General features: G+C 34.6%; 12 protein-coding genes. 5 read left to right on the top strand and 7 right to left on the bottom strand.

The genetic code is table 11. The annotated features are described in order from the left end of the window. Positions 1-12: 12 nt before the first annotated feature. Entirely contained in the window at positions 13-1,059 is a 1,047-nt protein-coding gene (locus tag FFWV33_RS14275; protein WP_108741531.1) for an AMP-binding protein, read from the top strand. Positions 1,060-1,212: 153 nt separating this feature from the next. Here the strand turns inward: FFWV33_RS14275 and FFWV33_RS14270 are convergent, their stop codons facing one another. Next, positions 1,213-1,746: a YfiT family bacillithiol transferase gene (locus FFWV33_RS14270; protein ID WP_108741530.1), complete on the bottom strand. Its 534-nt coding sequence runs from the start codon at positions 1,744-1,746 to the stop codon at positions 1,213-1,215. Between the two features lie 14 nt (positions 1,747-1,760). Next, positions 1,761-3,389 (bottom strand): acyl-CoA carboxylase subunit beta, encoded by a 1,629-nt coding sequence (locus FFWV33_RS14265; protein ID WP_108741529.1) that lies wholly within the window; start codon positions 3,387-3,389, stop codon positions 1,761-1,763. Positions 3,390-3,685: 296 nt separating this feature from the next. On the opposite strand from FFWV33_RS14265, the gene FFWV33_RS14260 reads away from it, so the two are divergent. From FFWV33_RS14260 to FFWV33_RS14250, 3 genes are all read left to right on the top strand, one after another. Further along, positions 3,686-4,213 carry a hypothetical protein gene (locus FFWV33_RS14260; protein ID WP_108741528.1) on the top strand — a complete coding sequence of 176 codons (528 nt, stop codon included), beginning with the start codon at positions 3,686-3,688 and terminating at the stop codon, positions 4,211-4,213. Between the two features lie 567 nt (positions 4,214-4,780). After that, complete coding sequence (locus tag FFWV33_RS14255) at positions 4,781-4,966, top strand: hypothetical protein (RefSeq protein WP_108741527.1); 186 nt, start codon at positions 4,781-4,783, stop codon at positions 4,964-4,966. A 64-nt stretch (positions 4,967-5,030) separates the two neighbouring features. Beyond that, the gene (locus FFWV33_RS14250) at positions 5,031-7,241 is read left to right on the top strand and encodes a bifunctional alpha,alpha-trehalose-phosphate synthase (UDP-forming)/trehalose-phosphatase (protein ID WP_108741526.1); all 2,211 of its coding nucleotides are present in this window, start codon (positions 5,031-5,033) and stop codon (positions 7,239-7,241) included. Between the two features lie 166 nt (positions 7,242-7,407). Here FFWV33_RS14250 and FFWV33_RS14245 read toward each other — a convergent pair whose 3' ends face one another. The 3 genes from FFWV33_RS14245 to FFWV33_RS14235 form a co-directional block, all read right to left on the bottom strand. Beyond that, positions 7,408-9,210, bottom strand: a complete 1,803-nt coding sequence (locus FFWV33_RS14245; RefSeq protein WP_108742564.1) for a glycoside hydrolase family 15 protein — start codon at positions 9,208-9,210, stop codon at positions 7,408-7,410. A 372-nt stretch (positions 9,211-9,582) separates the two neighbouring features. Next, the gene (locus FFWV33_RS14240) at positions 9,583-9,759 is read right to left on the bottom strand and encodes a histone H1 (RefSeq protein ID WP_108741525.1); all 177 of its coding nucleotides are present in this window, start codon (positions 9,757-9,759) and stop codon (positions 9,583-9,585) included. Positions 9,760-9,923: 164 nt separating this feature from the next. Beyond that, the gene (locus tag FFWV33_RS14235; RefSeq protein ID WP_108741524.1) at positions 9,924-10,283 is read right to left on the bottom strand and encodes a hypothetical protein; all 360 of its coding nucleotides are present in this window, start codon (positions 10,281-10,283) and stop codon (positions 9,924-9,926) included. Positions 10,284-10,676: 393 nt separating this feature from the next. On the opposite strand from FFWV33_RS14235, the gene FFWV33_RS14230 reads away from it, so the two are divergent. Then, positions 10,677-10,979, top strand: a complete 303-nt coding sequence (locus tag FFWV33_RS14230) for a hypothetical protein (RefSeq protein WP_108741523.1) — start codon at positions 10,677-10,679, stop codon at positions 10,977-10,979. Positions 10,980-11,313: 334 nt separating this feature from the next. Here FFWV33_RS14230 and FFWV33_RS14220 read toward each other — a convergent pair whose 3' ends face one another. Next, positions 11,314-11,961, bottom strand: a complete 648-nt coding sequence (locus FFWV33_RS14220; RefSeq protein ID WP_108741521.1) for a nucleotidyl transferase AbiEii/AbiGii toxin family protein — start codon at positions 11,959-11,961, stop codon at positions 11,314-11,316. Then, positions 11,961-12,458 (bottom strand): helix-turn-helix transcriptional regulator, encoded by a 498-nt coding sequence (locus FFWV33_RS14215; RefSeq protein WP_108741520.1) that lies wholly within the window; start codon positions 12,456-12,458, stop codon positions 11,961-11,963. The genes FFWV33_RS14220 and FFWV33_RS14215 overlap by 1 nt, the downstream gene beginning before the upstream one ends. Positions 12,459-12,711 lie beyond the last annotated feature (253 nt).

Here is a 12,711-nt window from a genome sequence, read left to right as displayed (position 1 = left end):
CAACTATTTACAATGAGAAATGTTACTTTCAAAAATGTTCACAATCGTTTTAAGTTAAATGGAGTGCACCTTACTAGAGAAGATTTGATTCACGTTTCTTATTCTTTGGTAAAAGAGGGAGATGAATTTGAAAAATCAATTGGAGATTTTTTATTGGATTGGTTTGATGATAAAACCTATATCGATCTAGAGTCTTCAGGAACAACCGGAGTACCGAAAATCTTACGTACAGAGAAGCAAAGAATGGTGAATTCAGCTTTGGCAACGGGTGATTTCTTTGCTTTAAGCCCTGGAGATAAAGCTTTGTATTGTTTACCAACCCGCTTTATTGCTGGAAAAATGATGCTGGTAAGAAGTTTTATCCTTGGATTAGAAATTGATTTTGTAGCGCCTACTGCAACACCACTGGCACGTAATGAAACGGTATATGATTTTGTTGCCATGGTACCCATGCAAGCCCAAAATTCGATCAATGAATTACGAAATGTTAAGAAAATGATTGTCGGGGGAGCCCAAATGGGAAGAGAGCTTGAAAAAAGTTTGTTGAAAATCAATACAAAGGTCTATGAAACTTATGGAATGACAGAAACAATGACCCATATTGCAGCCAAAAAAGTGGGGGAGAAAGCTTTTACTGTTTTGCCAAGAGTTAGTATTTCGCAAAATGAGGAAAATTGCCTAGTAATTAATGCTCCACGCGTGTCTCTAGAAGAAATTGTAACAAATGATATTGTAGAAATTCTAAACGAAAAACAATTTATTTTCTTAGGACGAAGTGATAATGTGGTAAACAGTGGCGGAATTAAATTGATACCAGAAATAATTGAAGAAAAAATTGCCAATGCTGTTCATACTAAGTTTTTTGTAGGTGGTATAGCAGATCCTACTTTAGGTGAAAAGTTAATACTAGTTTTAGAAGGTGAAGACACCAATTTCGATCAGAGTATATTTTCAGTTTTGGATAAATATGAAAAACCAAAAGAAATTTATTATGTTCCACAATTTGCCGTTACAGAAACGGGTAAAATTAGAAGGAAAGAGATTTTGGCACAATTATAAAAAGTATAGCTACTAAATAAAAAAAGCATTTTGAGTAATCAAAATGCTTTTTTTTTGTTTCACTTCATGTAGCGTTTAAAAAGAATATTTTTTACTGAATATAAAGCTACGTTCATTAATGCTATTTATAATTCTGTTATTCGAATAAAGCTATTACCAACCTTCACGAATTTTCAAAGTAGTGATATGTGCTAGGTGATGATCACAATGCCAAGCATATACTCCAATATTTTCATCAAGAGAGAAAGATTTTCCATGCTCAGGATGAACAAAAGTTCTCGTCAAGTCTGTAGCTGATAAATTTTTCAAAATGGCGGTCCATCTCAAATGAATACCTTCTAATATTTTTATCGAACTTGCAATAGGGAAATTTTTACTGTCTACCATTTCGGCCCAACGATCTTCAAAATATGGTTTTATAAATGGTTTGTCTTCGGTCAATGCCAGTTTAAACCGTGCAAAACTATTCAAATGACTGTCTGCGCAATGATGTACCACTTGTCGAATTGTCCAACCATTTTCACGGTAAGGTGTATCGAGTTGTTCGTTAGAGAGGTCTTGTACTTCCGCTTTCAAACGATCAGGAAAACTAGCAATGCTTTCGATCCAGATGGACAATTGTTCAGCATTGATAATCTCAGGCTTCACAAAAGATCCAATAGGAAATTTTTGTTTTTCGATGTCCATTCTTCCTTTGTTTATTATACCTGAATTACGCCGAGATTAAATTGTTTTTCGATAGGGGCGTGGTTGGCAGCTTCGATTCCCATTGAAATCCATGTACGGGTATCTAGTGGGTCAATTATGGCATCTGTCCACAAGCGCGCTGCTGCATAATAAGGAGAAACTTGATCATCGTAGCGTGCTTTTATTTTCATAAAAAGTTCGTTTTCTTTGGCTTCATCAATAGTTTCACCTTTCGATTTCAAAGAAGAAGCTTCAATTTGCGCCAAAACTTTAGCAGCCTGAGTACCTCCCATAACAGCAAGCTCTGCACTTGGCCAAGCAAAGATAAGCCTAGGGTCAAAAGCCTTCCCACACATAGCGTAGTTACCTGCACCGTATGAATTCCCTATGACTACAGTAAATTTTGGCACCACAGAGTTACTCACGGCATTCACCATTTTGGCACCGTCCTTAATAATACCGCCTTGCTCAGATTTTGATCCTACCATAAAACCGGTAACATCTTGAAGAAAAACCAACGGAATCTTCTTTTGGTTGCAGTTCGCTATAAAACGAGTGGCTTTGTCTGCACTGTCAGAGTAAATTACGCCCCCAAATTGCATTTCGCCTTTTTTACTTTTTACCACTTTACGTTGGTTTGCTACAATTCCAACTGCCCAACCGTCAATACGAGCGTATCCCGTAATGATCGTTTGACCGTATCCCTCTTTATAAGCTTCAAATTCAGAATTATCCACCAAACGATGAATGATTTCCATCATGTCATATTGTTCGTTACGTGCTTTTGGAAGAATTCCATATAAGTCGTTTTCGTCCATCGCAGGCTTTTCAGCCTTTATGCGATTAAAACCAGCAACAGTATAGTCACCAATTTTATCAATTATATTTTTTATTTTGTCCAGTGCATCTTTATCATCTTTAGCTTTATAATCTGTAACACCAGAGATTTCGCAATGCGTAGTAGCACCTCCCAGGGTTTCATTGTCTATAGATTCGCCAATTGCTGCTTTGACCAAGTAACTACCCGCCAAAAAGATGCTGGCTGTCTTGTCTACAATAATAGCTTCGTCACTCATTATAGGTAGGTAAGCACCACCAGCTACACAACTACCCATGATTGCAGATATTTGCGTAATACCCATACTACTCATGATAGCATTGTTCCTGAAAATACGACCAAAATGCTCCTTATCTGGAAAAATTTCGTCTTGCATCGGTAGGTAAACCCCGGCACTATCTACTAGGTAAATTATAGGAAGTTTGTTCTCCATGGCAATTTCTTGAGCACGTAGGTTTTTCTTTCCTGTAATTGGGAACCAAGCACCAGCCTTTACTGTAGCATCATTTGCAACGACAATACATTGTTTCCCTCTGATGTACCCAATCTTCACAACGACCCCACCAGATGGACATCCTCCGTGCTCGAGATACATTCCTTCACCAGTAAAAGCGCCAATTTCGATCACTTTTGCTTTCTCATCAAGTAAGTAATCAATGCGCTCTCGAGCTGTCATTTTTCCTTCTCTATGTAATTTTTCGATTCGTTTTTCTCCACCTCCAAGTTTCACTTTAGCAAATTTTTGCTTTAGAGCAGAAAGTAATAATTTATTGTGGTCTTCGTTTTTATTGAAGTTTAGATCCATATGGTGTGCTGGTTTTATAATGTTAGGGCTAATTTACAAAAACAGTTGAACATTATTGCATTATTCCTAAAATTGAAATGGAATATATAGGATAGAGTAGAAAGAGCAAAAAAAATTATGTAAATCAATGGTATCTCAATGGAGTACGATTCGATAAATCTTCTACATTTTTTATAATTGACTTTATACTAGCGCTATTCCAATGTTAAGTAATTGGTTTTCTGCTAAAAAACAGCTTTTTTGCCGTAAAAGGTATTAGAATAATTCTTACTTTTAATGAACTTAAAAAAGGAATTATGTCCAAACGAGAAAAAATAGACGAATTACCCATCTACAAGAAAGCTGAATTATTATTTCAGTTGGTAGAAAGCCTTGTAGGTATATTACCAGAAGATGATGATTATTTAGAAGCTTCCAAAGATTTTATGCTTGCAGACGCCATGATCTTACCTGCTAAAATTGCAGGTGCCGAAGCCGGAAACCTATACAGTATCAAAATGCAGAATGCAGCCATCATACGTGAGCACGCCATGTCGTTGTATGTGCAAGTGGGAAGTTTGCGTTTTAACGAAAACTTTAGCGATGTGGAGTATGCCTTGTTGATACGTAGGGAGCTAGAGGAGTTTCGTGGACTCTTTGTACAATGGATTGCGGGCTTTGATGCATCAGATCATATTTGGGCTGAGTGGGGACTCTTTAATCCTCCGGGGACATTACCACCTTCTTTATTGGATGATCTTGCCGAAGGACTTTTTAACTTTGATGATGTTTTTGATGATTTTGATGAAGATATAGATGACGAATTTGAAGACGATGAGGAGTAAAGTATTATTTTAAACGCTACAATTCAAATAACTGTATTATAAGTTGTTAGTTTTTTATTTCGAAAATAAAAACATTGTTAATATTGTCCTTACTACTGCACACTACAGTAATGAAACAGATTCGTAAGTAATAACCACTTTATGTTTGATTAGTAAAGAAATTACCATTAACATAAGCGCGATATCTTTTCATTTTCGCTCTCCACAAATATCTTTTTTAAATTACAAAACGTTTCAGTAATTTTCAAAAAAAGCACTTATAAACTAGGAAATACCACTTTAATACTACGTTTATATATTACCTACCACATATACATTTTGCCGCGTATATTAATTACAATAATCGCAATAATCAAGACTTTTCACACTGTTTTAGGGTGATTTACTAGTTAAAACCGTTAAAAATGCCTATTTTGGAAGAAATTCTATAAGATTTGTAGAAAATAATATAATAAGGAATAGAGGACTACTTTTTATTTTAGGGATGTCAAAAAAAGACTAGTTAAAAGACCTTTTTGGTTGTTTGTAAAATTGAAGTATAAATTCTAAATCTAAAAAACAAAAGCAATGGTTAAATTAGGACAAAATGTACAAGTAGAAGAAGGAGAACAGATTATGAAAGTAATCGATATTGAGCCTGGAGCGGGTGAAAACGTAATTACGCAGTGGCAAGATGAATTGGGGAATACCTTAATCGGAGAATTTATCGAAAGTGATCTTATAATCATTGAAAGTTCACAAACAAGTAATTGATTAGGAATTCACATTCGAAAAGGATAGTAAGTTAATTGAGCATTAAAATATAGAGATAATTGCGATGAATAAAACAATAATAGTTTCAAATAGATTACCAGTAGACCTAAAATATATTGATGACGAGCTGGTAGTGAAATCAAGTACTGGTGGACTAGCAACCGGAATGAAATCGGTTCACTCTGAAGGAAATGGTATTTGGGTTGGATGGTCTGGATTGGCAGATGAGGAAATGGACGAAAATCAAAAAAACGCTGTTGATACCGCTCTTGCCAAAGAAAAATGCGTAGCTGTTCCATTGAATAATGATGATATAGAGAACTACTATTATGGTTTTAGTAATACTGCTTTGTGGCCTCTGTTTCATTACTTTCAAGCCTATACCGAATTTGAATTGACGCACTGGGATTCTTATGTAGAGGTCAATCAAAAGTTTGCCGATGTTGTTTTGCAGCAGGTAAATGATGGTGATACCGTTTGGGTACATGATTATCAATTGTTATTGTTGCCAGAAATGTTACGTGCCAAAAATCCAACCTTAACAATTGGATTTTTTCTGCATATACCATATCCGTCGTACGAATTATTTAGAACTTGCCCATGGCGTGACGAACTTTTGCAAGGTATGTTGGGGGCAGATTTGATTGGTTTTCATACCTATGATTATGCACGACATTTTATAAGTTGTGTTAGTAGAATTAAAGGTATCGAAATCAACTTCAATGAGATCTCTTATGCAAATAGAATTATTAAGGTGGATTCTTTCCCAATGGGTATAGACTATGATCGCTATCATAATGCAGCTCTAGAACATGATCAATCATCAGAAGAATCGAAAACGGATTTGATGAAAAGTATCGATTTTCATAATAAATCAAATGATGGTAGTAAATTAATTTTGTCCATTGACCGAATGGATTATACCAAAGGGATTCCGAACCGAATCAAATCATTCGAATATTTTTTGAACAAATATCCAGAATATAAAGAGAAGGTGCGATTGGTAATGTTGGCAGTGCCATCAAGAGAAAATGTAGCTCAATATCAACTACTAAAAAGAGAGACTGACGAATTGGTTGGACGAATAAACGGTGATTTATCAACGATTAGTTGGACACCCATTTGGTATTTTTATCGTTCGTTACCCTTCGGAGAATTGATTGATCTTTATGTGTCATCTGATGTAGCTATGGTTACGCCTGTACGAGATGGAATGAATCTTGTTGCCAAAGAATATGTTGCGACACGTACCAAAGGTGATGGAGTTTTAATATTAAGTGAAATGGCAGGTGCGGCAAAGGAAATGCTTGAAGCACTGATTGTTAATCCAAATAATTTTGATCAAATTGCTGATAGTATAAAGGAAGCTCTAGAGATGCCTGCTGATGAACAAAAGACCCGTTTGGATGCGTTGCAAAAACGAATTTCGAGATACGATGTAGAACGTTGGGCTAGCGAATTCTTGAAAGCTTTGAAAGTAGCAAAAGATATTGTACCTGTTCAAGTAGCGCAGAAATTGGATGCTGCAACTATTGGTAAATTTGCTACACATTATAAAAAAGAGGGTAAAAAACTTTTCTTACTGGATTACGATGGAACATTAGCAGGGTTTAAAAACAATCCTAGTGATGCGATTCCAACTCAAGAACTTTACGATTTATTGGATAAGATAAATGAGAATAAAGATACCGAAATTGCAATCATTAGCGGACGCGATCGCGAAACATTAGAACGTTGGTTTGGCCATAAACCTTATACTTTGGTGACCGATCATGGTGCATGGTTACGAAAAGTAGGAGGAGAATGGGGTATGCTGGACCAAATGAAAAAAAGTTGGAAAGAGAATATTCGCCCCGTTATTGAATCCTTTACCGATAGCACACCGGGCTCTTTGATTGAAGAAAAGGAGTACTCGCTTGCGTGGCACTATCGAAAAGTAGATCCACATATGGCGGCGTTGAGAACAATGGAACTCAAGCATGTACTGAAAAGTTTACTGACCAACAATGCGCTATCAGTTTTGGACGGAAATAAAGTACTCGAAGTTAAAAATAGCAATGTCAACAAAGGGCGCGCGGCTACACGAATCGTTTCAGAAACGGAATATGACTTTATTTTTTCAATTGGTGACGACTGGACAGATGAATTTATGTTTGAGGAATTGCCCGATAGTGCATACACCGTCAAAGTTGGAAACGTGAAAACAGTAGCCAATTATTATATTAAAGACAGTTCTGAAGTTCTTGATTTGTTGCGCAGCGTTACGGGAGTATAGATAATGATATGATAAGCTGTTGGATGACATTTAAATACTAGTTTGTCCTATATCTATTATCAGATTGAGCTTATCGAAATAGATCTAACTCTTTTTCGAAATAATTTAAAAAAAGAACCGCAATTAGCTAATTGCGGTTCTTTTTTGATTAAAATTAAATGATGTTCTAGTTTTTAATTGCCTCTAGCACTTGATCATCATCTGAGATATTAGAAAGATTGATAGCCGTTTCAATCAAAGCCAAATGGGAGTAGGCTTGAGGGAAGTTACCTAAAAGTCTTTTGGTTTCAAAATCAATATCTTCACTAAATAAACCTAAATGGTTGCTGTAAGACAATAGTTTTTTGAACATTTTCTCGGCTTTTTTAGTTTCTCCAATTTTGTACAAACTATTTATAAACCAAAAAGTACAAATAGTAAAAGAAGAAGATGGAAGTCCAAAATCATCTTTGTTTTTGTAACGATATAAGAGTCCGTCGTTGCTCAAATCACGTTCAATTCCTTGTACCGTAGCAACAAACTTAGGGTCTTTGGCGTCAATAAAGCCATAATTTTCCATTAGCAAAACTGAAGCATCCAAATCTGGTGACCCGTACGATTGCGTAAATGCTTGAACCGATTCATTCCATGCATTATCCATAATATCTTGTTTAATGGTAGCCGCAAGTGGTTCCCATTTTGCCAATTGTGTTTTCTTACCCAAAATTTTGGCCACTTTTACAGCGCGATCTATTGCTGTCCAGCATAAAACTTTCGAAAAAGTAAAATGTCTTTCTTCAGTTCTAAATTCCCATATACCTTTATCAGGTTCTTGCCAGTGTTTTTCTACCACCCATACAATACCTTTGGTAATGTTCCACAATTCTTCACCGTTTTCGGTATCGTTAGAAAAAGTGCTTAATTGTTGGTGAATAACATCCATTAAAATTCCATAGATGTCGTTTTGTCGTTGTGAGTACGCCGCGTTCCCTATACGTACGGGCTTGCTGCCCATGTAACCGCTTAAGTGATCAAGAGTCTCCTCAGTCAATTTTTTCTCTTTGTTGATTCCGTACATGATTTGCAGTTTTTCATCCTTATCCGGAATCAAATCCACAATAAACTGCAGGTAATTTTTGGCCATTTTTTTATGTCCAAGCTCAGACACTACTTTTACGACCATAGAAGCATCACGAATCCAACAAAAGCGATAATCCCAGTTACGAACTTCACCAATAGTTTCGGGTAGTGAAGTAGTTGCTGCAGCAAGTACCGCTCCCGTTTTTTCATAGCTAAGCAACTTTAAGGTGATAGCACTGCGAATAATTTCTTTATTGAATTTTTTGTAATGGGTCGTTTTGTCTGCCCAACCAAGCCAGTACGACTTCGTTCTCTCAAATTCCAAGTTAATTTTTGTGAGAGTAGTTTTGAGGATCTTTTCATTATAAGCTAACAAAATATAACCATCCTCTTCAAGAGTAATGTTGTGAGCGTTTTTTACCGCTTCAAGATCAAAATTACTGTATAAAAACAAAGAGTCAAATTTGGTCGACTCGCTCAAACTCAATACGTGATCTTCCTTTACATAATTGGATGTTATACCTACAGCATATTCTAATTTAGGATCGTAATGCACCTTAAATTGTGGTGCACCTTTAATTTTTCTAAAATATCGAATAATTTCTGGAGGTACCTTATAGCTAAGATTCTCCTTGCGATATCGGGGCATAAAATCGTTTATTTCGAATGCGTCAGCTCCATTGTCAAATGTAGTAACAAGAATGCTGGTATTTTCGAGGTATTTTTGGGTAATTAAGTAGTCATCTGTACAGTGAATTTCAAAGCTTCCGCCAATTTGTGTATCCAAAATTTTGGCAAATATAGAAGACGAATCAAATTCGGGCAAGCAACACCATTCTATAGCGCCCTTGTCTGAAATTAATGCAGCACTGCGACAATTACCTATTATACCATAATTTAAGTTTTTCATAAAGTAGTCTTTTTTTTGCTGATTCCTAATCATTTAAAATTAACAAAAGAAAAGGAGGAATCCAAAATACTACTCGATTTAGCGGAGAATTGTCAAATGCGGCTAAAATTAAGAGTCAAAATAGCGATTTCTTATAAATGAGCAATTGTTTTTAGGAGATTAAAAGCCAATTAGACGATCAAAAGTTTGGATTTACAATCTGAAAGTGCCGGGGTTTACATCTGAATTTTATTTTTCGAAAAATAAATAAAAGACTGTAGCGGAAAAGGGGAGAGATAGAGGAAGAAAAAAATGTCATGTACAGTGCGTACGTAAAAGTAGGCATAAAAAAAAAGTCCTTAGCGAACTAAGGACTTTTTGATAAAAGGGAAATTATTTTTTAGACTCTTCGATAGAAAGTTTTCTAAATTCTTTTAGCATTTTTTCCATTTCCAAAGTTGACTTACGTGCTCTTGCACCAGCAGCTTTTACTCCTTTTTCGATTAGAGATTCAGTTTCAGTTGTAAATGTCTCAAATTCAGCGTTAATTTTTGCTACTAATTCTTTCATGATTTTTTTTTTAATTATAAAGTAACAAAAATAGAGTTTTACAGTCGATAGCCTAGTAAAATTATGTTAAAAAACATTTATTTTTTGCTTCAAATGGCCTATTTATGCCTTGTAGCTCCTTTTGGTGCTAATAAATTTGTTAATTATTGTACTTTATCGATCAATTAATTTTTAAAATCGGTCGAATGTAATCGTAGACAGCGCTCACTGCCTAGATACAATGGATTACCGAGCTTTTCGGACCAAAAACCTTCAAGTATATCTTTGGTAATGCAACGGTACACAGCTACTCCTTTGTATTTAAGGTTATTATCACCAAGATAATAAAAATTAATTACCAGAATATTATCCTTAAAAAATCCACTGCCATGTTGCTCTTGATCCTCGCTAATTTGCCAGTGTGCTAGAATTCGATTAGCACTATCAAGTGACAGGTGCAAAGTTCCGGTGTAGGTCACAAGATCAGATTGCTCTTGATTACTGCCTTCAATAGCATAGGAGCCAGGTAATTCTTTAATGGTCATTGGTATGATTTAATTTTAAATAGTAAATAACGACAAGATAAGATTTTGTTTTATAGTTAGGTAAGGCAGTACGAAATTAGATAAATGTTTAAAGTAGTCAAATAAGCATTGCAATACGAAAGATCCCTTTCAGATTTAGTTGTATGTTACTTTTTTTTTTGACGAAGTACAACCATTAAAGATTTAGTACTTACTTTTGATTATTCTCAAGATTTAACAAAAAACATGTTTCAACAGATTCTTATTGCAATTGTTGAAGGCTTAAAAATAGCTTCTGATGAAATACGAGTGTAGATACGAAAAGAAAATGCTTTAGATAAAAGTAATAGTTCTATTTTTATAATTCCATTTAAGAGAAATTAAAGTTCTGTAAATCAAAAACAAATACATATTATGGATATAATTGATCGTTCAGCCATTACAATCCGCTACAAACAGCCATTTATCGACTGGACTAATGCTTTGACTCCCGAACTTCAAATGTCGGATAAGGTTGCTCAATTGGCCACTACGTATTTAGTCAAAGGTGATTTTGATGATGCAGATAAATGCATTAAAAAGTATTATAAAAAAATTTTCGAAGAAGAATTGGAAGGACATTGGACAGACGAAGAAGATTGGCCGCAGAAAAGAACCTTTAAAATTTTTAACGTATGGTTTTCTTATGGAGTAAGTGAATTGGTGATTGATTTGTAAGATTGCAATTTCCACCTCTCTCTGCCCAGGATAGTAACGAAAAGCCCGCAAAGGAAGAACCCATAAAAAACAACCCCTACAACAGCGACCGAAGGAAGCTCGTTGTAGGGGTATGTTTTTTGGGTGATGACTGCGGACTTGTAGTGGATAGCCTGACATGGCAGCCAAATGTTATATATGCCTGATCAAACTGAAAACTGAAAAATGCGACTGCTAACTATTTACCAATACAATAAGTAATAATCCTTGTATTTAAAGGGATTAAGAGGGTGGAGGTGTACAAAAGGAGTACGTTTCTTAATAGAAAAACTATATTAAAGGTATCAAAAAGAAATTATGTTTTTTTAAACTCATTAATAATTTCTTCAAAATCTTCCTTTATAAATTCCCAATATTTTCCTTTAAAACAAATTGGATTAAAATCTTCATCAGCTTGATCGAAGGAAGTGAAGTTTTGAATTATTAAATCTCTGTCATGAGTATAAGGATATCTTTGCTCATGTAAATCTAACATTTGGCTGATATTGTATAATTGAAGCAAATCATGTAGATCCCAAAAGTCTTTTTTTCTCCCACCTCGTTGCACAACATCTATTTTCATTGCAATAATTTCTTCAATAGTTGCCATTCTGACTCCGTCTACTTCGATATAAGGTTGTATATAACTATCTGTGTAATATAGGTCTAATTTTATCGTATTTTCTTTGTCTTCTCCAATAAAATAAGACTTTCCCATTGCTGGAATTGTATCTAAATAATCAACAAATTTAAAATTTTCTTTTAGATAGTTCTCGATGCTTCCAAAATCTAATGTTCCATAGTCGGCATCACTAAACAAATCAATATCGATAGATTCTCTGTGACCTATTTGTAAACTTAATGCAGTACCTCCTACAAGTCTAAAATCATTAAAAATTTCAGATTGCATTAATTGTAATAAACTGTTTTTCAGTAAATCATTTACAGTAGAGTAGTATAACATTATGCGTTTTCTTTATTGCTGTAAATGGTGTAAGGTTTACGACTACTTTTTGCAAGTGTACTTTTAACGATGGCACTTTTATAGAAGTGTTTAATTTCTTCTTTTTCGATATCATTACCACGTTCAAATATTCGTCTAATTACCGCTTCTCTTTGTTTTTGCCAATCTATTTTAGAAATATCAGTATCCCAAAATAATGATTTTCTTAAAAGAGATAAATCAGGCGTGCTTTGTTTTGATTTGCTCTTCTCTTCTTTAATGTCATAATACGTTTGTAGTAAAGCAAGCGAGCCTTCTTCTAAGTTTAATTTCTCCTCAATTTTCAATGCTAAAGCAGTATTAAGCCTTCTTTTGCCTTTTGTTATAGTGTTTAAGGTTTGTGGATGTTCTCCAATAGAAAGGGCAAAAGGACGTTGTGAAATCGCTTTTTTGTTCAGTAAGCGTTCCAATATTATTCCAGGGTGTATGCCTTTGTATTTTTCTATTAATGTATTCATAGTACAAATATAAACAATTTTGTTTACATTAAAATAATGCGGTAGTAATTATCTCTAGTCATCTTATATATTACTGCTTCGACAGTAATTTGAAGCTTTGTTATTTATTCATTAGCAAAAACACCATTTATAAGTTTTTTTATTTGGCAGAAAAATAGCTCTTTATTATTTTATAAAGGCGCTTTTTTTATTTTTGGAATCACATTTTAATGATTAAATTTGATATTAATTCCACCTACAAAAAAAATAATCT

Source organism: Flavobacterium faecale, from assembly GCF_003076455.1.
Classification (GTDB): Bacteria; Bacteroidota; Bacteroidia; order Flavobacteriales; family Flavobacteriaceae; genus Flavobacterium; species Flavobacterium faecale.
This window is presented reverse-complemented; position numbering and strand designations above follow the sequence as displayed.

What these genes read in the sequence shown, in the direction of transcription:
- FFWV33_RS14235 (WP_108741524.1), bottom strand. Translation starts at nt 10,283, where the DNA reads ATGACCATTAAAGAATTACCTGGCTCCTATGCTATTGAAGGCAGTAAT.
- FFWV33_RS14260 (WP_108741528.1), top strand. Translation starts at nt 3,686, where the DNA reads ATGTCCAAACGAGAAAAAATAGACGAATTACCCATCTACAAGAAAGCT.
- FFWV33_RS14220 (WP_108741521.1), bottom strand. Translation starts at nt 11,961, where the DNA reads ATGTTATACTACTCTACTGTAAATGATTTACTGAAAAACAGTTTATTA.
- FFWV33_RS14240 (WP_108741525.1), bottom strand. Translation starts at nt 9,759, where the DNA reads ATGAAAGAATTAGTAGCAAAAATTAACGCTGAATTTGAGACATTTACA.
- FFWV33_RS14215 (WP_108741520.1), bottom strand. Translation starts at nt 12,458, where the DNA reads ATGAATACATTAATAGAAAAATACAAAGGCATACACCCTGGAATAATA.
- FFWV33_RS14230 (WP_108741523.1), top strand. Translation starts at nt 10,677, where the DNA reads ATGGATATAATTGATCGTTCAGCCATTACAATCCGCTACAAACAGCCA.
- FFWV33_RS14255 (WP_108741527.1), top strand. Translation starts at nt 4,781, where the DNA reads ATGGTTAAATTAGGACAAAATGTACAAGTAGAAGAAGGAGAACAGATT.
- FFWV33_RS14245 (WP_108742564.1), bottom strand. Translation starts at nt 9,210, where the DNA reads ATGAAAAACTTAAATTATGGTATAATAGGTAATTGTCGCAGTGCTGCA.
- FFWV33_RS14270 (WP_108741530.1), bottom strand. Translation starts at nt 1,746, where the DNA reads ATGGACATCGAAAAACAAAAATTTCCTATTGGATCTTTTGTGAAGCCT.
- FFWV33_RS14250 (WP_108741526.1), top strand. Translation starts at nt 5,031, where the DNA reads ATGAATAAAACAATAATAGTTTCAAATAGATTACCAGTAGACCTAAAA.
- FFWV33_RS14275 (WP_108741531.1), top strand. Translation starts at nt 13, where the DNA reads ATGAGAAATGTTACTTTCAAAAATGTTCACAATCGTTTTAAGTTAAAT.
- FFWV33_RS14265 (WP_108741529.1), bottom strand. Translation starts at nt 3,389, where the DNA reads ATGGATCTAAACTTCAATAAAAACGAAGACCACAATAAATTATTACTT.